Source organism: Mesotoga infera, from assembly GCF_900157305.1.
Taxonomy (GTDB): Bacteria; Thermotogota; Thermotogae; order Petrotogales; family Kosmotogaceae; genus Mesotoga; species Mesotoga infera.
On the sequence record NZ_LS974202.1, the window covers coordinates 1,967,627 to 1,985,638 of the forward strand.

Annotated in this window: 16 protein-coding genes, 1 tRNA gene and 1 pseudogene; 12 read left to right on the forward strand and 6 right to left on the reverse strand. The window is 48.5% G+C overall.

The annotated features are described in order from the left end of the window. Positions 1-19: 19 nt before the first annotated feature. From MESINF_RS08900 to MESINF_RS08920, 5 genes and pseudogenes are all read right to left on the reverse strand, one after another. The gene (locus MESINF_RS08900; protein ID WP_169699492.1) at positions 20-1,213 is read right to left on the reverse strand and encodes an ABC transporter ATP-binding protein; all 1,194 of its coding nucleotides are present in this window, start codon (positions 1,211-1,213) and stop codon (positions 20-22) included. After that, positions 1,210-2,226, reverse strand: coding sequence for an ABC transporter ATP-binding protein (locus tag MESINF_RS08905; protein ID WP_169699493.1), 1,017 nt, complete (start codon positions 2,224-2,226; stop codon positions 1,210-1,212). The genes MESINF_RS08900 and MESINF_RS08905 overlap by 4 nt, the downstream gene beginning before the upstream one ends. A 13-nt stretch (positions 2,227-2,239) precedes the next feature. Continuing rightward, the gene (locus MESINF_RS08910) at positions 2,240-3,121 is read right to left on the reverse strand and encodes an ABC transporter permease (protein ID WP_169699494.1); all 882 of its coding nucleotides are present in this window, start codon (positions 3,119-3,121) and stop codon (positions 2,240-2,242) included. A gap of 13 nt (positions 3,122-3,134) precedes the next feature. Then, positions 3,135-4,169: an ABC transporter permease gene (locus tag MESINF_RS08915; protein ID WP_169699495.1), complete on the reverse strand. Its 1,035-nt coding sequence runs from the start codon at positions 4,167-4,169 to the stop codon at positions 3,135-3,137. A 116-nt stretch (positions 4,170-4,285) separates the two neighbouring features. Then, positions 4,286-6,132 (reverse strand): annotated as a pseudogene (locus tag MESINF_RS08920) (ABC transporter substrate-binding protein). 165 nt (positions 6,133-6,297) lie between these two features. Here MESINF_RS08920 and MESINF_RS08925 point away from each other — a divergent pair. Continuing rightward, positions 6,298-6,372, forward strand: a tRNA-Val gene (locus tag MESINF_RS08925). Positions 6,373-6,391: 19 nt separating this feature from the next. Here MESINF_RS08925 and MESINF_RS08930 read toward each other — a convergent pair. Beyond that, positions 6,392-7,240 carry a purine-nucleoside phosphorylase gene (locus tag MESINF_RS08930; protein ID WP_169699496.1) on the reverse strand — a complete coding sequence of 283 codons (849 nt, stop codon included), beginning with the start codon at positions 7,238-7,240 and terminating at the stop codon, positions 6,392-6,394. A 120-nt stretch (positions 7,241-7,360) separates the two neighbouring features. Between MESINF_RS08930 and MESINF_RS08935 the strand changes: the two genes are divergently transcribed. The 11 genes from MESINF_RS08935 (at position 7,361) to MESINF_RS08985 (ending at position 17,987) form a co-directional block, all read left to right on the forward strand. Further along, positions 7,361-9,109: a proline--tRNA ligase gene (locus MESINF_RS08935; RefSeq protein WP_169699497.1), complete on the forward strand. Its 1,749-nt coding sequence runs from the start codon at positions 7,361-7,363 to the stop codon at positions 9,107-9,109. Continuing rightward, on the forward strand, positions 9,109-10,020 hold the full coding sequence (ftsY, locus tag MESINF_RS08940; protein WP_169700983.1) for a signal recognition particle-docking protein FtsY: 912 nt from the start codon (positions 9,109-9,111) through the stop codon (positions 10,018-10,020). Before MESINF_RS08935 ends, ftsY begins: the two co-directional genes overlap by 1 nt. 3 nt (positions 10,021-10,023) lie before the next feature. Next, on the forward strand, positions 10,024-10,485 hold the full coding sequence (locus MESINF_RS08945; RefSeq protein ID WP_169699498.1) for an RrF2 family transcriptional regulator: 462 nt from the start codon (positions 10,024-10,026) through the stop codon (positions 10,483-10,485). Positions 10,486-10,548: 63 nt separating this feature from the next. Next, positions 10,549-11,025, forward strand: a complete 477-nt coding sequence (gene coaD / locus MESINF_RS08950; protein WP_169700985.1) for a pantetheine-phosphate adenylyltransferase — start codon at positions 10,549-10,551, stop codon at positions 11,023-11,025. A 79-nt stretch (positions 11,026-11,104) separates the two neighbouring features. After that, the gene (gene tsf, locus MESINF_RS08955) at positions 11,105-11,710 is read left to right on the forward strand and encodes a translation elongation factor Ts (RefSeq protein ID WP_169699499.1); all 606 of its coding nucleotides are present in this window, start codon (positions 11,105-11,107) and stop codon (positions 11,708-11,710) included. 49 nt (positions 11,711-11,759) lie between these two features. Then, entirely contained in the window at positions 11,760-12,461 is a 702-nt protein-coding gene (gene pyrH, locus MESINF_RS08960; RefSeq protein ID WP_169699500.1) for a UMP kinase, read from the forward strand. 13 nt (positions 12,462-12,474) lie between these two features. Then, complete coding sequence (gene eno, locus MESINF_RS08965; protein ID WP_169699501.1) at positions 12,475-13,758, forward strand: phosphopyruvate hydratase; 1,284 nt, start codon at positions 12,475-12,477, stop codon at positions 13,756-13,758. 60 nt (positions 13,759-13,818) lie between these two features. Continuing rightward, positions 13,819-14,484: an L-serine ammonia-lyase, iron-sulfur-dependent subunit beta gene (gene sdaAB / locus MESINF_RS08970; RefSeq protein ID WP_169699502.1), complete on the forward strand. Its 666-nt coding sequence runs from the start codon at positions 13,819-13,821 to the stop codon at positions 14,482-14,484. After that, entirely contained in the window at positions 14,484-15,356 is an 873-nt protein-coding gene (locus MESINF_RS08975) for an L-serine ammonia-lyase, iron-sulfur-dependent, subunit beta (protein WP_169699503.1), read from the forward strand. Before sdaAB ends, MESINF_RS08975 begins: the two co-directional genes overlap by 1 nt. Before the next feature lie 87 nt (positions 15,357-15,443). Beyond that, positions 15,444-15,698 (forward strand): 30S ribosomal protein S15, encoded by a 255-nt coding sequence (gene rpsO / locus MESINF_RS08980; protein ID WP_408631274.1) that lies wholly within the window; start codon positions 15,444-15,446, stop codon positions 15,696-15,698. A 105-nt stretch (positions 15,699-15,803) separates the two neighbouring features. Continuing rightward, positions 15,804-17,987 (forward strand): polyribonucleotide nucleotidyltransferase, encoded by a 2,184-nt coding sequence (locus MESINF_RS08985; protein ID WP_169699505.1) that lies wholly within the window; start codon positions 15,804-15,806, stop codon positions 17,985-17,987. The last annotated feature ends 25 nt before the right edge of the window (positions 17,988-18,012 follow it).

Consider the following 18,012-nt stretch of genomic DNA (forward strand, 5'->3'; position numbering starts at 1 on the left):
ATTCTATCGTACCGGTTTACTACCTTTTCAGCTGTCCAGGGAAGAAGCAAGAGACGAAATGCCCACCTCCAACATCCTGCAACTGGGGTTCCTCTCTGGAACAGACTTCTTTGGCTATTGGACAGCGTGGATGGAACCTGCAACCGGAAGGCGGATTGATCGGACTGGGAACGTCGCCCTGGAGTATGATCCTTTGCTTTTTCTTCTCCGGATTGGCCTCTGGAATGGCCGACATCAGCGAGACGGTATAAGGATGGAGAGGATCGTCAAAGAGTTTTTTCTTGTCGGAAAGTTCGGCGACCTTTCCCAGGTACATTACGGCCACCCTCTTGCTGATATGTTTCACAACGCCCAGATCGTGAGCGATGAAGAGATAGGTCAGGCCGAATTCTTTCTGAAGATCGTTCAGCAAATTGAGAATCTGGGCCTGAATAGAGACGTCAAGGGCCGAGACGGCCTCGTCGCAGACTATGAGTTTTGGATTGAGAATCAAAGCCCTGGCGACTCCTATACGCTGTCTCTGCCCTCCGCTGAATTCGTGTGGGAATCTGGACATATGATCCTTTGATAGACCGACTTTTGTCATAATATCGGCAACTTTATCTAGAACGTCGCTCCCGGTGGCCAACCCGTGGATCCTGGCTCCCTCTCCGATGATGTTCTTGATCCGCATTCTGGGATTAAGGGAAGAAAAAGGGTCCTGGAAGATGATCTGGGCGTTTCTTCTGAAAGCCTTTCTCTTCTCTTCACGGTTCGAAAGCATGCTTCTCATGAAGGCGTTCCGGTCTTCGTTGAACTCCTTGAAGTATCTTTCGGCTATCTTTCTATCGAAATCGTTTTGAAACGACTGAATTGCGGCTTCGGACGATCCGCCCTTGCCTTTCAACTCGACGAATCGGTCGATGTATGTGTCTCTTATATATTTTTTGGCCTTCAGCGTGGGCATGAAATAGTAGGTAGTGTCTTCCCCTTCCATGATTATTCTGCCTGAAGTCGGCTCATAAAGCCTCAAAACCGACATACCGGCCGTAGTCTTGCCGCAACCGGATTCTCCAACGAGTCCTAGAGTCTCTTTCTCGTACACGTCGAAACTGATATTGTCAACGGCTTTGACTTGGGCAACTACCCTTCTGAAAACGCCGGCCCTTACCGGGAAGTGTTTCACCAGCCGATCGGCCCTTAAAAGTAGTTTGCTATCGGGTATTTTGCTCATGCCCCCTCACCTGCCCTCGATACTTTGATCATTTCGACGAGTTTATCCACGTACCAGCAGGCCGATGTGTGATTCTCATCTACCTCTACCAGGGGTGGCTCTTCTTTTCTGCATTTGTCGGTCGCCAGTGGACATCTGGTGTTGAACCTGCATCCATCCGGGAAATCCAGAGGATCGGGGACGACACCGGGTATGTTGTAGAGAACCTCTCTATCCTCGTCGAGTTTGGGAATCGCGTTCATTAAACCCCAGGTGTAGGGATGCCTTGGTTTCTTGAAGAGCGTGTGGACTTCGGCGTATTCCACCACTTTTCCGGCGTACATCACTACAACTCTCTGGGCCATCTCCGCTATCACTCCAAGATCATGCGTGATCATCACCAAAGCCATGCCATACTGTTCTTGAAGCGACTTCATTAGTTCGAGGATCTGTGCCTGAATGGTCACATCCAGAGCTGTGGTGGGCTCATCCGCGAACAGGAGTTTCGGATTACAGGAAAGCGCCATGGCTATCATGGCTCTCTGTCTCATTCCTCCGGAAAGTTCGTGAGGGTATTCGTCAACCCTTTTCTCCGGTTCGGGAATACCGACTTTGCGTAGCATATCTATCGCCATTTTTCTGGCCTGTTCCTTGTTGACATCCTGGTGAAGGAGAATAGCCTCCATTATCTGAAAGCCAATCGTGAAGACCGGGTTGAGAGCAGTCATGGGTTCTTGGAAGATCATGGCCATGTCGTTCCCCCTTATCTTCATCATCTGCGACTCTGGAATGGCCATTACGTTTTTGCCTTCGAAAATGATCTCCCCACCGGCGATTTCGCCCTTTTCGTCAAGAAGCCTCATTACCGAAAGGGAAGTCACACTCTTTCCGCAACCGGATTCACCGACTATCCCGAGCGTCTCGCCTGCGTAAACATCGAAAGTCACACCGTCCACCGCTTTTACTATCCCGTCTTCTGTATGAAAATAGGTTCTTAGATCTTTCACCTGTAAAAGTGCGTTTTTGCTATCCACGTCAAAATCCTCCTCAGCTTCTCATTCTCGGGTCGAAGATGTCTCTGAGGGCATCACCCACGAGGTTCCAGGCGAGAACGAAAAGGACCATTGCTGTACCCGGGAAAACTATTGCGAACCAGGACTCGTTGAGCATGGTCATCCAGTTACGCGAGTAAGAGAGTATAGTTCCCCAATCGGCGTATCCCGGTTCGGCGCCAACTCCGAGGAAGCTCAATCCCGCCGCGGTTATTACATATGATCCTATTCTCATTGACATCTGTACTACAACCGGGAAGATAGTGTTCGGAAGAATATGCTTCATGATAATCTTCCAGTCCTTCTGTCCCAGTGCTTTTGCGGCCAGGACGTACTGCTCTTCCCTTGCCTGGAGTATGTTTCCTCTAATCAGCCTGGCGGTGCTCATCCAGCCGAATATGATTAGGGCTATTATCACTTTGTCCAGCCCTTTTCCGAGAATGGTGGTCATCACCATCGCCGCGACAAGGAAGGGGATCGAAAGGAAGATATCAACTATTCTCATCAGTATTTCATCGACCCACCCTCCGAAATACGCGGAGATAGATCCGATCGCAACACCGATCAATGCAGAGAAACCGGTTATGATTAAACCCAGCCTGAAGGCCGTTCTGGTTCCCCAGACCACGCCATAGAAGATGTCCCTTCCACCAATCACGCCGAACGGATGTTCAGAAGTTGGCGCTATGGGTTTTGAAGACCACGAAACTCTCGGGATCTGATAATTGTTTCCCATCTCGTTGACGCCGGCTATCTGAGGAGCAAAGACCGCGACGATTATGAAGAAGATCAAGAGACAGGTACCCAGGACTGCGGTACCGTTTTTCCAGTACTTCTTCATTATCTTCCGAAATTCGCTTTTTCTTTTGACTGCCATCTACTTTGCCTCCTCACTCAAGCCTTATTCGCGGGTCAACGAGAGCGTATGACACATCAACTACCAGATTGCCTACCACCATAATGAAGGAGAAGAAAAGCGCTCCGCCGATTATCGACCAGTAGTCCAGAAGGGTCGCTGCGTCGGCCAGAAACCTTCCCATGCCGACCCTGCTGAAGATAGTTTCAACAAAGACGGTTCCACCAAGCAATCCGATGACTGAGCCACCTGCAACGGTGAGAACGGGAATCATCGCGTTCTTTTTGGCATGTTTCTGGATTACAATATTCTCCGGCACACCCTTTGCCCTAGCGGTTCTTATGTAATCTTTCCTGAGAACTTCGAGCATGCTTGAACGCGTTATTCTGAGGAGGTAAGCCCACCAGAGGTAAGCCAGGGTCATAACCGGTAGAATCAGATGTCTCAGTGCATCCACAAAGATATCCAACCTTCCATTCAGCAAGGCATCTATCGTTGGCATGGAAGTTATTTTATTCCACTCAGCACTGCGCATTATAAGGTCGAACTGTGTATTGACCATTCCGGGTGGGAACCAGCCCAGCAACGAATAGAATACCAGGAGCAACAAAAGACCGAAGACGAAGTCTGGCAGCGACCACCCTACTAGAGCGAACACTCTTATAAATTGGTCTATGAATTTATTCTGATGAACCGCCGAAACAACCCCAAGCCATATCGCCACCAGAATAACTGGAATTATCGCGTATATGGTTAGTTCTAGAGTATAAGGAAAACGTTCTAGCATGGCCGGTAGTACCCCCTTCTTTCCCACCATCGAGTACCCGAAATCACCCTGGAGAATGTTTCCCAGCCATTTTAGGTACTGTACCGGCATAGGTTCATCCAATCCGTATTTTTTGATCAATCTTTCCGCTGCATCTGGGGTTTTGAGAGCTTCGGGGCTTTTTATATATGAAGCCAGAAGTCTGTCCGGTCCGAGGGCCCAGATCATCGAAAAAATAATTAAAGTAACGCCGATCAGTATGAGCGGCATCAAAAGAAGCCTTCTGATTATGTAAGCTGTCACCTGAGTATCACCCCTTTACACAAAATAAACAGATAATAAGACTATTATAGTGCATTTTTTTGATCAAAAAAAGAGCCGGGTTAGAAGAACACCCGGCTCTAGCTTATCAAGCCTTTCTATTCGCTCTTGGAAAGGTGGTAGTAGTAGTAACCGGATCTTGCGGTTTGCGGATACCAGCCATCTACCTTAGGAGATTCAACATGGAGTCCCACAGGCATGTATAGAGGAACACCGAGAGCATATTCTATGGCCTTCTCCTGAACGGATCTGTAAAGCTTCACTCTTTCTGCAGGATCGGTCGCCTTTATAGCGGCAATGATTTCATCGTCAACGTTCTCTTTTGCCCAATCTCTGAACAGCTTTCCCTGTCTTCCTGCATAGGTTCCAAAGCTAGCGTAGTAAGTGGATATGAAGTTGTGTGGGTCCGGATAGTCGGCTACCCAGCCTATTATGAACATCGGAAGGAATCCGTTGTTCTGTGCCGAGAGGTACGTCGGCCACTGAACACCGAGCGGCTCAACCTTGAATTTCGGGTTGATAGAACTCACGAAGTAGGAGAGCATTTCGGCGATAGTCTGTCTTGAATTGTTACCGGTGTTGTAAAGTATCTGGAGTTTGAAACCCTTGTTCCAGACTTCTCCACCCCAGGCCTGCTTGAATTCGGCAGCCGCCTTGGCCAGGTTGAATTCGGGCAGCGGCAGGGTTTCGTCGAAGCCGAGGTAACCTTCTGGAAGATCTGTCGGGACGAGCTTACCGAGACCATTTATAACTTCATCGATGAATGTGATGCCATCGTAGCAGTAAGCGAAAGCCTTTCTAACATGGATATCGGAGAAGAATTCTCTGGGGATGCCATTTCCATCGAGCTTTCCACTTCCAAGATATTCACTACCTTCTGCGATGAGCCAGTTGAAGTGGAGAGAGGTTATAGAGGAAACTGGATAACCGGTCGTAACTTCTGCCTTACCCTGTGCCTGCAGCGCAAGAGCCTGATCGAGATAGACCGGATCAAAGTAAGCGATATCGGCATCGCCTGCTTCGAATATGGACTTTCTAGTCGAAAATTCATCAACACCCCAAATTACGATGTTCTTTATGGCCGCTGGACCTGCCCAGTAATCGTCGAATCTCTCGAGAACGACCTTCTGCTGTGCCCTGTCCCACTCTACCAGCTTATATGGTCCGGAACCGCCATCGAAGTCGTGGAACGCGTATTCATCAGCTTCCAGGTCGTGCCACTTCCACCAACCGTCTGCCTTTCCATCCCAGTCACCGCGTTCCATGGCAAGCTTGGAATCGACTATCGCTCCCCAGGAACCGAAATGACACACTATGTTCAGGAAGGCACCGAAAGGCCCGTCGAGAGTGAAGACGACAGTGTTGTCAACCACTTCGATTCTCGGATCAATGACCTCTTCGTAGAAGGAGATAAGCTTGGCTTTAGCTTCCTCGGAGGTTGGGTTTCTGTCTGCGTTCACCGCATCGGAATATGCCATTCCCGCATAATCGGCAAACCAGTCTTCGACAGTGTAGAAGGCCGAGCTTGTCAGAGCTTCGATTATCCATCCCCAGTGTGCCTTGCCGGCGGGATCGCCAAGTATGTACCTCTCGAAGGAGTACTCTACATCTGCCGGGGTAAGTATGTTCCCACTGTGGAACTTGACGCCCTCTCTTATGGGGAATATGTACTTCAGAGCGCCATCTTCTTCAACCACAAGACCGTTATCGAAGCTCGGAACTTCCGTGGAAATCATGGGCAGGAATTCCGAAACTGACTGCCCTTTGTACTGAATCAGATTATCGTAGAGGTTTCTATGACCTCTCCACTGGCAGTATCGTAGGAGTGCATTCCATCGAGTGTCTCCGGCTCACCGATGGTCAAATTCACAAGCGTGTTTGGGTCACTTGCAAACGCAAAGAGCGATACTAACAGAGCAAGTGTTACCAGTAGAATTTTCTTCACTAGTGTTGCCCCCTTTCAAATAGAGATGAGTGTGTGCAGAACAATTATAATCTATCGAGCTTCGAAATTCAAAACTGCGTTAACCATTGTGTTGTATTTGGGGTTTTCAAGCCTCATATACGTATTGACAATTGTATGGTTACAATGGTAGAATCTCTCCTGTCCGGGTGCGTAGCTCAGTGGAAGAGCGCTTCCTTGACGAGGAAGAGGCCGTAGGTTCAATCCCTACCGCACCCACCAGCGGGGAGAGTTTTCTCCCCTATATTTTTTCCAGAGTCTTCAATATCAATTTACTCATGTCTCTTCCGGCCTTTTTTGCCATTTCAAGAACCTCTTCGGCCGTTATTGGCTTCAGATCGTCGGGTACGGCGCGATCGGATATTGCCGCAAAACCTATAACTTTTATACCGGCGTGGCGGGCCACGATGACCTCGGGAACCGTCGACATTCCGACGGAATCGGCGCCGAACCTCCTCATCATTCTCAGCTCGGCTGGAGTTTCGAAATTCGGTCCGGCTACACCGATATAAACTCCTTCGTAAACACCGATACCGAGCTCTTTAGAAGCGACTTTCGCCTTTTCGAGGAGTTCCAGATCGAAAGGTTCGCTCATATCAGGAAACCTCGGTCCCCATTCATCTACGTTTGGTCCTATGAGCGGATTGTCGCCCATGAAATTGATTATGTCGCGGACAAGCATCACCCTTCCCACTTCGAAGTCGGGATTTAATCCTCCTGAAGCGTTGGTGATAATGAGAACCTCCACACCGAGTTCCTGCATTACGCGGATGGGGAAAGTTATGGTTCTCATGGAGTATCCTTCATAGTAATGAAAACGCCCGTTCATAAGCATCACTTCGTGGTGAAGTACTCTTCCAAAGGTCAGTTCACCTTTATGACCGGGAGCCGTAGAAACCGGAAAACCCGGCAAATCCTCGTAGGGTATGGAGATGGAGTTTTCGAGACTTCTGGAGATGTCTCCAAGTCCGCTCCCCAGTATTATGGCGACCTTCGGCTTAGCGGGTACCTCTTTCTGAATGAAATGGGCAGCTTTTTTGACGTTTTCCACGTAAGTTTTAAGTTCTTCTTGGAGATCAGAAATACTCATGCCGGCCCTCCCTCTAAAATCGATATTCTATTATAGCAAAACGACGGACAGCGTGCTGGAACTGTGCTATAATCACACCGAATTAGTCCCATTTAGTTTTTCATTGAGAGGAGAGTTACGATGAGGTTCTCACAGCTTTACGCTCCGACCCTTAAGGAAGCTCCATCCGATGCAGATCTTGTTAGTATCAAATTATTGATAAGAGGCGGGTTCGTAAGAAAGGTTGCAGCGGGAGTCTATACATATCTACCGCTTGGCTTTAGGGTCTTGAAAAAGATTGAAGAGATTGTTCGCCAGGAAATGAACGCTATCGGTTCGCAGGAGATATTGATGCCCATCATACAGCCAGCGGAGCTCTGGCACGAGACGGGACGCTGGGACGACTACGGTCCGGAGATGATGAAGTTGCAGGACCGACACGAGAGGTTCTTCACGCTCGGTCCGACTCATGAAGAGATAATCACTCACATTCTCCGCAATGAGCTCAAATCATACAAGCAATTACCGGTTTCTCTCTACCAAATTGCCATGAAATACCGGGACGAGATAAGACCCAGATTCGGCCTAATGAGGTCGCGCGAGTTTCTCATGAAGGACGCCTACAGCTTTCACGACAGTTGGGAATCTCTCGATGAGGCCTACAAAAAATTCTACTCTGCATACAGCAAGATCCTCGAAAGGCTCGGACTGGACTATTTAGTGGTGGAAGCCGATTCTGGAGCTATCGGCGGCAACGAATCCCATGAATTCAACGTTCTGGCCAAGTACGGTGAATCCACGCTTCTGTACTGCGATTGCGGTTACGCCGCTTCGGACGAAAAGGCCGAATATCTTTTCAAACCGATCGTGCAGAATCGTTTGCCTGCGGAGCTGGAGCTGGTTTCTACGCCTCAATCTCGAACTGTTGAAGAAGTGACTGCCTTTCTCGGTGTAAGTTCCAGGGAAATTATAAAGTCTCTTATATACAGCGGAAGAAACGGGTACGTGATGGTTTTAATCAGAGGAGACGAAGAACTCAACGAATCGAAGTTGAAAGCATCGATGAACGACCAGACTCTCACGATGGCGACTCCCCAACAGGTTTTCGAGCTTCTTAAAGTTCCTGTCGGCTTTGTAGGACCGGTCGGTCTGCCCAACGGTATAGAAATCGTGGCCGATCTGTCGATAAAGGGTTTGAAAAACGCAGTGGGTGGAGCTTTGAAAGAAGGATTCCATTATCGTGGTATTTTGCCGGAACGCGATTTCAAGATCGGGAAATGGCTGGACCTCAAGATGGTGAAGACCGGCGATGCCTGCCCTAAATGCGGAAAATCTCTGAAATCGGCCAAGGGTATCGAAGTCGGTCACATATTCAAGCTGGGAACTAAGTATTCGGACAAGATGGAGGGATCGGTCACCGATGCTCAAGGGAATGCAATTTCATATGTGATGGGTTGTTACGGCTGGGGCGTGTCGAGAACCATAGGGGCGATCGTGGAGCAGTTGCACGATAAAGACGGGATGATCTGGCCTCTGGAGGCCGCGCCTTTCGATATCATCGTTACGGCGGTAAACACCAAAGACGAGGAGATAATGAAAAGATCGGTCGAAATATATGAGTTGCTTAAGAAATGGGGTTACGATGTGCTTCTCGACGATCGAGAAACCTCACCGGGAATGAAATTCAAAGATGCGGACCTCATAGGAATACCGGTACGTGTAACCCTGGGCAAAAAACTCGCCGAAGGTATAGTAGAAATCAAGTCCAGGACTGAAGAAAAACCGGTCATGGTGAGCGTTAATGATGGTTACGGTCCGATCGTTGAAGAGGTGGAAAGGCTTTTCGCGAGATACAACCCGAAGAGCGTATTGAAACCGGAGGATGAATGATGGGAATCTTTTCCAGAATAAAGGAAGGGCTGAAAAAGACCCGAGACGGTTTCTTCAAAAACGTCAAAAAACTTCTTTCCTTCGACAGGCTAGACGAGAATACGCTCGAAGAGATCGAGGAGTTGCTGATACTCTCCGATATGGGCTCTGAGACTTCTCAAGAGGTAATATCGGCCCTGAGAGAGAGAACGCATAAAGGCAGAAATCCGACGGAAGTCCTAAAAGACGTGCTTACGGAGATTCTCGATATCCCTTACGAGCAGAAAACCGGGAAGCCTTATGTCATATCGGTTGTGGGCGTGAACGGAACGGGAAAGACCACCACGATTGGAAAACTGTCGGGACTCTATTCTCAACAGGGAAAGAGAGTTGTGCTAGCGGCCTGCGATACTTTCAGAGCCGCGGCGGTTGAGCAACTTCGAGTATGGAGCGACAGATCGGGAGTAGATTTCATAAGCCAGGGTCAGGGCGCTGACTCCGCGGCAGTCGCTTTCGACGCTATAAACCACGCAGTAAGCAAAGGGAAAGACGTTGTTATAATTGATACGGCCGGGAGACTTCATACCAAAAGCAACCTGATGGAAGAGTTGAAGAAGGTCCACAGGGTTATCGGGAAAGCGGTTCAGGGAGCTCCACACGAAGTTCTACTTGTAATAGACGCTACGACGGGTCAAAACGGTCTTATTCAAGCAGCTAAGTTCAAGGAAGCGGTGAATGTCACGGGTATAGTACTCACGAAACTGGACGGAACGGCAAAGGGTGGCATAATATTTGCCATCGTGAAGGAACTGGGAATACCGGTTAAATATATAGGTGTTGGCGAGAAGATAGACGATCTCAAGCCCTTCAAGCCGTCAGAGTTCGTGGAAGCTCTCCTTTCAAACGATGAGGAGAGTTCTGAGGAGGTATAGAGTATGGGTTTCACTCTCAAAAGTAGTTATGCACTGAGAGCTCTTTACAAGATGGCCAGATCGGCACGTAACGGAAAAGATAAAATGTCTCTGGTTGAGATTGTGAGCGACAACGAGATTCCGAGAGACTTTCTCGAAAAGATTTTTGGAGAACTCAGGCAAGCGGAGATAATTAAAGCTGTCAGGGGCAGGTACGGTGGTTATTCCCTTGCGAAACCGGCGGACAAGATATTGATCAGGGATATAATCTTGAAACTAGATAGGCCCATGAACTCCTACGTATGCCTTCAGAAGGATGGAAAATGTGTCGAGGATCCGGACTGTACGGTTAAATACGTCTGGTTCAGGTTATATAACGCCATGATGCGTGAGATCGGTTCAATGACGCTTGAAGATCTCCTTAAATACGGAGACAGGATACTGAACAACCCGCCGGACAAGCTCGAGATCGAGGAACATATCTAGTGATTTTTTAAAAGGAGGATGACGCTTTGCCCTTGAAGAGAAGTGGGCGAAGCGCTGATTTTCATGAAGGCTGTATATCCTGGTTCTTTTGATCCAATAACTTATGGACACATCGATCTGATCGAGAGGTCGAGCAAGATCTTTGATGAAGTGATTGTGTTGGTGATGGAAAACTTCAACAAGAAACATTTTTTTGCACACGAGGAAAGAATGCGGATGGTCAGACTCGCGGTTTCTCACATACATAACGTGACCATTACCACTCACAGCGGTCTTCTAGTAGACTTTGCCAGAGATAACGATGTAAATGTTGTGATTCGAGGACTCAGAGCGGTCTCGGACTTCGAGATGGAACTTCAAATGGCCCATGCAAACAAGTCAATGTTGTCTGATCTCGAGACGTTGTTTCTGATGACGGAGACCTCAAACTCTTTCATCTCTTCGTCGATGGTCAGGGAGATCGCATCTTTCGGCGGTGACATCTCGAAATGGGTCCCACCTTGCGTAAAAGATGAGTTCAAAAGAAAACTGGGTAAATGACTTTACATCTTAGAAAATAAACCGCGTTCAACTGAGTTATAATCTTCGATGGAATTTTAATTAAGGAGGACACACAATAATGGCTGAAATTACCAGTGATATGGTAAAGCAACTCCGCGACGCGACCCAGGCCGGCATGATGGATTGTAAGAAGGCTCTTGTAGAAACCAATGGCGATTTCGAGCTCGCAAAGGATTACCTTCGTAAGAAGGGGATTCTGAAGGCCGACAAGGTCTCAGGCAGAGAAACCGGAGAGGGAATAATATACTCTTACATTCATCACAACAACAAGCTCGGCGTGCTTCTAGAACTGGACTGCGTCACAGATTTCGTCGCGAGAACCGACGAATTCAAAGAACTCGCTCACAAAATCTCGCTGCAGCTGGCAGCAATGGGAGCACGGTTTGTCTCCAGAGATCTAGTTCCTCAGGAAAAGATAGAGAAGGAAAAGGAGATCTACGCCGCACAGGCAAAAGAGAGTGGTAAACCGGCCCACATAATTGAGAAGATAGTAGAAAGCAAGCTCGAAAGCTTCTACAAGGAGAACTGCCTGCTAGAGCAGGAATACGTTTTCGAGAGCGGCAAAACTATAAATGATCTTATCGTCGAACTGATCTCTAAAACGGGCGAGAACATCAAAGTGAAGAAATTCGTTCGCTGGCAGGTAGGCGAATCCGAAAGTTGAGTTTTAAAGGTGAGCGGTGCTCACCTTTTTTATATCTCTGGAGGTGGATATGTATAAAAGAGTTCTTCTAAAACTCAGCGGGGAAGTTTTGAGTGGCGAAGGCGGAAGGGGATTCGATGAAGCGTCCGTAGATTATCTACTCGAAGAGATTCTTCCGGTAATTCGTACTGGTACACAGCTGGCGATAGTTATAGGTGCCGGAAACATTGTGAGAGGCAGGGAGCTGAGAAATTTGAGAAATTCGAGGGCCGACGAGCTCGGAATGCTCGGAACCGTTATGAACGCGGTTTACCTAAAAGAAGTTCTCAGCGGTGCAGGGGTAAAGGCCGTCGCCGTTTCATCGATCGTCAAGTTGCCTTCTTTAGACGATCACAAGTACGATCGCATCGAGAAATCGCTGGAAAGCGGAGAGGTCGTTGTATTCGGCGGAGGTACTTATCTCCCTTTTTTCACGACTGACACAGCGGCCGCCGTCAGAGCGATCGAAATAGGTTCGGACGTTATCATAAAAGGTACTAAAGTCGATGGCGTTTACGATAAAGATCCGAAGAAAAACGACGATGCTGCAAAGATAGACAGGATAACCTTCGCCAGCGCCATCGAGAATAATATCGAAGTTATGGACCGTGAAGCCTTTTCTATCTGTCAGAGATACGCTGTACCGGTAATAGTTATAGATTTCTTCAAGAAGGGAAATCTTTTGAATGCTATAATGGGCGAGAAGATAGGCACACTTGTAATTCCCGATTGATGGAGGTGATGAAATGTACGCACAGATAGTTGACTTGGTTGCTCGTGAGGTTCTTGATTCGAGGGGAACACCTACGGTTGAGGCCGAAGTCTGGCTGGACGATGGCGGTCATGGAAGGGCCATAGTACCTTCTGGGGCTTCTACGGGAAAGTTTGAAGCACTGGAACTTCGTGATGGAGATAAGAAGAGATTTCTTGGAAAAGGTACTCTAAAGGCTGTGGAGAATATAAATGAAGTGATCGCTCCCGAAATTGTCGGTCTGAACGCTTTCGATCAGACCGCGATCGACGATGCCCTGTTGAAGCTTGATGGTACCAAAAACAAAGACAAGCTCGGTGCGAACGCGATACTGGCAGTATCGATGGCGGTTGCAAGAGCCGCAGCCGACAGCATAGACACCCCACTCTACAAGTATCTTGGAGGAACCAACGCAAAGGTCCTCCCGGTTCCCTTCATGAACATAGTGAACGGCGGAAAACACGCTGACAACAACCTGGATATCCAGGAGTTCATGATAGTTCCGGCCGGATTCAAGCATTTCAGAGATGCTTTGAGGGCTGGAGTCGAAGTCTTCCATCACCTTAAAAAACTCCTGAAAGAAGGCGGACACGTTACCGCGGTCGGCGACGAGGGCGGTTTCGCTCCCAGTTTCGAGAGCAGCGAAGAAGCAATCAAGTATATAATCAACGCCATAGAGTCGGCCGGCTACAAGCCCGGTGAAGAGATCTTTATAGCCCTGGACTGTGCGGCCAATGAATTCCTCAACGAAGAGAAGGGTCTGTACACTATAGATGGCAAGGATCTCACTCCCGACCAGCTTATAGATTACTACATTGATCTGACCGAGAGATACCCGATAATCTCCATAGAGGATCCCTTCAACGAAGAGGATTGGGAAGCTTTCTCTAGGCTTTCGGAAAGGGTTGGAGGCAAAGTCCAGATCGTCGGCGACGACCTTTACGTGACTAACATCGAGAGGCTGAGAAAGGGAGTTGAAGAGAGGGCTTCTAACTCTATTCTAATAAAGCTGAACCAGATCGGTTCGGTCACTGAGACTCTCGATACCATAGAGTACGCCCAGAAGCGCGGTATGACCTGCGTGATCTCCCACAGATCCGGCGAAACCGAAGACACATTCATAGCCCATCTCGCCGTGGCTACTAACTCAGGGATGATCAAGACCGGTTCGGCATCAAGAACCGATAGGATCGCCAAGTACAACGAACTTCTGAGAATAGAAGAAGAACTTGGCGAACAGGCCGAGTTCAGAGGACTTGCTTCTTTCTACAATCTATGAGTTTTTTAGGATGCGGGAATCCTCCGATTCCCGCGCCTTTTGTACGGAGGCAAAAAAGAGATGTTGCTGGATATAATAGGACCGGTTATAGTAGGACCTTCAAGTTCCCATACGGCCGGCATGGCAAGGCTGGGAAGAGCCTTCAGGTCGCTTTTTAACGGAAAGCCCGATGAAGTAAAATTTCTTCTCAACTCCCCACTTTTTGCAACCCACAGGGGCCACGGAACGGACAGGGCACTGGTTGGAGGAGTGCTAGGCATGAAAGAATCCGATCCCTCTCTCAAACAGGCTCTGGAGATGGCCGTGCAGAGCGGGATGTCTTTCTGTTTCGAGGAGAGCGATATGCCTGAAGCTCACCCGAACACGGTCAAAATAACCGGACAGGACTCCGATAGATTTCTCAGTATCACGGGAGCTTCCGTTGGCGGTGGAGAAATAAGGATAACCTCGATAGACGATTTCGAAACCAGCGTGAGCGGCAAATATCCCTCGCTTATACTGTTGAATGCCGATGTTCCCGGTGCTCTAGCTCAGATAGTGCGACTGGTGTCGGCGAGCGACATCAATATAAGCAATCTGTTGCTGTCCAGAGTGGATCCATACAGACGCGAGGCGCTATGTGTAATTGAGCTAGACGACGAACCTGATCAAGATCTGATTGTGGAGATAAAAAAACTGAAGGTAGTGAGAAGAGTCTCTTACCTTGAGAAGCTGGATGTAGTATGATGACTTTCGAAGAGCTTGTAAATACATCCAAAGCCTCTAAAACCCCACTCCATGAAGTGATTTCCGAGTGGTACATGATGAACACCGGAGACGATCCAAAAAACGCTTTGAAGACATCGCTGAGACTGGTAGAGGAGATGTTCAACTCCTTCGAAACGAGAAAATCCAACCCTTCGAAATCTCTAACCGGGTGGGTCGGAGAGAACGACCAAAAGGTCAGGAACTCCAGACCTTTTTTACTGAGCCAGATCGTTCATTCGGGTATAGAAGTAGCCTTATCTATGGCCGAGCACAATGCGAGCATGGGAAAAATCGTGGCCTGCCCGACGGCCGGCGCATGTGGAGTCGTTCCGGGAGCGTTGATCTCCATGCACAAGAACCTCGGAAAGAGCATGGAAGAGCTATCTCATTCTTTGCTGGTGGCCGGTGCGGTTGGGGAAAGAATAAGGAGAAAAGCCTCGATTTCCGGCGCGGTGTCGGGTTGTCAGGCCGAAATTGGAACGGCGACCGCCATGGCTTCGGCCGCAATAGTGTACGCGGTGAACCCGGAAAATTACGACGCCCTGGTTTCGGCACCGGCTCTGGCATTGAAATCGTTGCTCGGACTGGTGTGTGATCCGGTTGGCGGCTTTGTCGAAATCCCCTGCGTCAAGAGAAACGCTTTCGGAGTATCTACGGCCTTCACGGCGGCCGAACTCGCTTTGGCCGGCGTAGAATCGGTCATACCGTTTGAAGAAGTGGCCGAATCTCTAGGCAGGGTGGGAAGGAGACTTCCCGAGGAGCTCAAAGAGACGGGCAAAGGCGGTATAGCGGTCACTAAAACGGCACGGGATATGCTTACAAAGTTCCTGGGTGTTGACAGAAGAAGATAATCGTTTTAGAATTGCCTTGCCCTATTCCCGGTTCGAGGCATAGCCCTTTCCTGGATAGAGGACTCATTAAGGAGGAGAGATATGGAAATCAACAAGCAGGAACTTGTCAAGGAGTTTCAAATCCACGACAAAGACTCCGGTTCCACAGAAGTTCAGATAGCTATTTTGACTGCCAGGATAAGACATCTCACCGAGCATCTCAGGAAACATCCCAAGGACTTCCATACTAGAAGAGGATTACTCAAACTCGTCGGAAGAAGAAGAAAGATGCTCAGATATATAAAGGCCAAGAAACCCGAAGTCTATCTAGAGCTGATAAATAAGCTTGGATTGAGGGGTTGATAACACAACTAACTCGACAGGGAGCGGGTGACCGCTCCTTTTTTGCGTGGATTTTATGCAACTGTTATAATTGAGTATTTGAGAATAGAAAAAGAGGTGTTGTTAGTGAGCTACAAACAATGGGAGAGAGAGTTTTTTGGTCAGAAGCTGGTAATCGAAAACGGCAAGATGGCTAAACAGGCCCACGGGGCCATTTTGCTCAGATACGCCGATTCGGTGCTGCTAACCACCGTTGACGGTAACGAAGAAACCATGCCCGGAACGGATTTTCTACCCCTTACTGTTGAGTATCAGGAGAAGTTTTACGCGGCTGGAAAGATTCCGGGAGGGTTTCTGAAAAGAGAGAACAGACCCAGCGACAACGCAGTTCTATCTGCGAGAATAATAGATAGACCTATCAGACCGCTGTTTCCAGAAGGTATGAGAAACGAGGTTCAGGTTATAGTCACAGTTCTTTCGGCAGACCCCGACAATCCACCTGACATCTGGGGAATAATGGGAGCATCCCTTGCGCTTAACCTTTCGGAGATACCATTTGAAGGAGTCGTGGCCGGAGTTCAGGTTGGGTATGTCGACGGGAGGTATGTAATATTCCCATCGGCCGAAGAATTGAAGCGATCGGAACTGGACATAGTTGTCGCAGGCACCAAACATGCCGTTACGATGGTCGAAGGTGAGGCGAAAGAAGTATCGGAAAAGACAATGATCGGCGCTCTGGAAGCCGCTCATGAGGCGATAAAATCTCTGGTAGCCTTCCAGGAGGAGATACTGGCTGAATTTGAAATCAAAAAATGGGAACTTGAAATCCCGACGGCTCCGGAAGGTTTCCTCGAAGCCTTCGGAGAATTAGTAGATAGAGATAAACTGGCCGGCCTGATGCTCACTCCCGGGAAACACGCCAAAGATGAAGCGTTGAAAGAATACAGGGACCAACTCATCGAGGACTTCATCCAAAAGGTCAACGATCGCTGGTCGGAAGAAGAGATAATGGAAAACGTCGGTTACCTGAAGGATTTCTATCACGACGTGGAGAAAGAAGTGATGAGAAGAAGGATCGTTCAGGACGATGTAAGAATGGACGGTAGAAAGCACGACGAGATCAGACCTATCACGATAGAGCTGGATCTCCTCCCCAGAGCCCACGGTTCGGCCCTTTTTACCAGAGGCGAGACACAGAGCCTCGGCATAGTAACCCTTGGGGCAACAATGGACGAGCAAATAGTGGATACAATGTTCGAAGAGGGCTCGAAATCCTTCATGTTGCACTACAACTTTCCTCCATTCAGCACCGGAGAAGTGAAAAAGTTGAGAGGTCCTGGGAGGAGAGAGATAGGTCACGGCCATCTTGCCGAAAGATCTCTGAAAAATATAGTTCCCAAGGACGAAGATTTTCCTTACACTATCAGAGTCGTTTCGGAAATCCTCGAATCCAACGGATCATCTTCGATGGCAACAGTCTGTTCGGGATCTCTGGCGCTCATGGCTGCAGGAGTGCCGATGAAGAAACACGTTGCAGGCGTCGCCATGGGCATGATTCAGGAACCAGATAAAACGGTGGTTTTGACCGACATACTTGGAAACGAAGATCATATGGGTGACATGGATTTCAAAGTCACAGGTACCCGGGACGGTATTACGGCCTTTCAAATGGATGTAAAAGTATCGGGTGTTTCCGGAGAAATAATGATGCGGGCCCTTGAACAGGCGAAAGTTGCAAGACTGAAAATCCTCGACCTGATGTACCAGGCGATAGATACCCCGAGAACAACGGTGTCCGATTATGCACCGATCATCAAAACGATTGCACTTCCTTATGAAAAAATAGGCGAGATAATCGGCCCCGGTGGAAAGGTTATCAAGAAGCTCTCGAGCGATTACGACTCGACGATTTTCATAGACGACGAGAAGTCGCTCGCGAAGATCGTGGGAAACGACCACGCTAAACTCGAGAGGCTTGAAAAAGTCATCGAGGCCATAATTTCCGAGGCGAAGCCCGGTCAGATCTTCGAAGGAAAAATCACGCGAGAAGAGGCTTACGGATTCTTTGTGGAACTTGCGCCGGGTAAGACGGGACTCCTGCACGTATCGAAGATGGGTGAAAATTCGAAAGAATTCCTTAAATCGCACAAATTAGGAGACATAATAAAGGTAGAAGTCTCGGGCATCGATCAAATGGGTAAGATAAGCCTTAAACTCGAGGGCGTCGAGGTAACTGAGGAACAGAGAAGAGAGAGAAAACCCTATCCAAGAAACGAAAGTAGAAACAGAAACGAGCGAAATAGAAAGTAGGTAAGCGACGTTGAGCATTCTTTAT

Bases quoted from the DNA above. Each gene is read 5' to 3' on its own strand.
- MESINF_RS08900 (WP_169699492.1), bottom strand. From the start codon at position 1,213: ATGAGCAAAATACCCGATAGCAAACTACTTTTAAGGGCCGATCGGCTG.
- MESINF_RS08910 (WP_169699494.1), bottom strand. From the start codon at position 3,121: ATGGCAGTCAAAAGAAAAAGCGAATTTCGGAAGATAATGAAGAAGTAC.
- MESINF_RS08930 (WP_169699496.1), bottom strand. From the start codon at position 7,240: ATGAGTATTTCTGATCTCCAAGAAGAACTTAAAACTTACGTGGAAAAC.
- MESINF_RS08935 (WP_169699497.1), top strand. From the start codon at position 7,361: ATGAGGTTCTCACAGCTTTACGCTCCGACCCTTAAGGAAGCTCCATCC.
- ftsY (WP_169700983.1), top strand. From the start codon at position 9,109: ATGGGAATCTTTTCCAGAATAAAGGAAGGGCTGAAAAAGACCCGAGAC.
- MESINF_RS08945 (WP_169699498.1), top strand. From the start codon at position 10,024: ATGGGTTTCACTCTCAAAAGTAGTTATGCACTGAGAGCTCTTTACAAG.
- coaD (WP_169700985.1), top strand. From the start codon at position 10,549: ATGAAGGCTGTATATCCTGGTTCTTTTGATCCAATAACTTATGGACAC.
- tsf (WP_169699499.1), top strand. From the start codon at position 11,105: ATGGCTGAAATTACCAGTGATATGGTAAAGCAACTCCGCGACGCGACC.
- pyrH (WP_169699500.1), top strand. From the start codon at position 11,760: ATGTATAAAAGAGTTCTTCTAAAACTCAGCGGGGAAGTTTTGAGTGGC.
- eno (WP_169699501.1), top strand. From the start codon at position 12,475: ATGTACGCACAGATAGTTGACTTGGTTGCTCGTGAGGTTCTTGATTCG.
- sdaAB (WP_169699502.1), top strand. From the start codon at position 13,819: ATGTTGCTGGATATAATAGGACCGGTTATAGTAGGACCTTCAAGTTCC.
- MESINF_RS08975 (WP_169699503.1), top strand. From the start codon at position 14,484: ATGACTTTCGAAGAGCTTGTAAATACATCCAAAGCCTCTAAAACCCCA.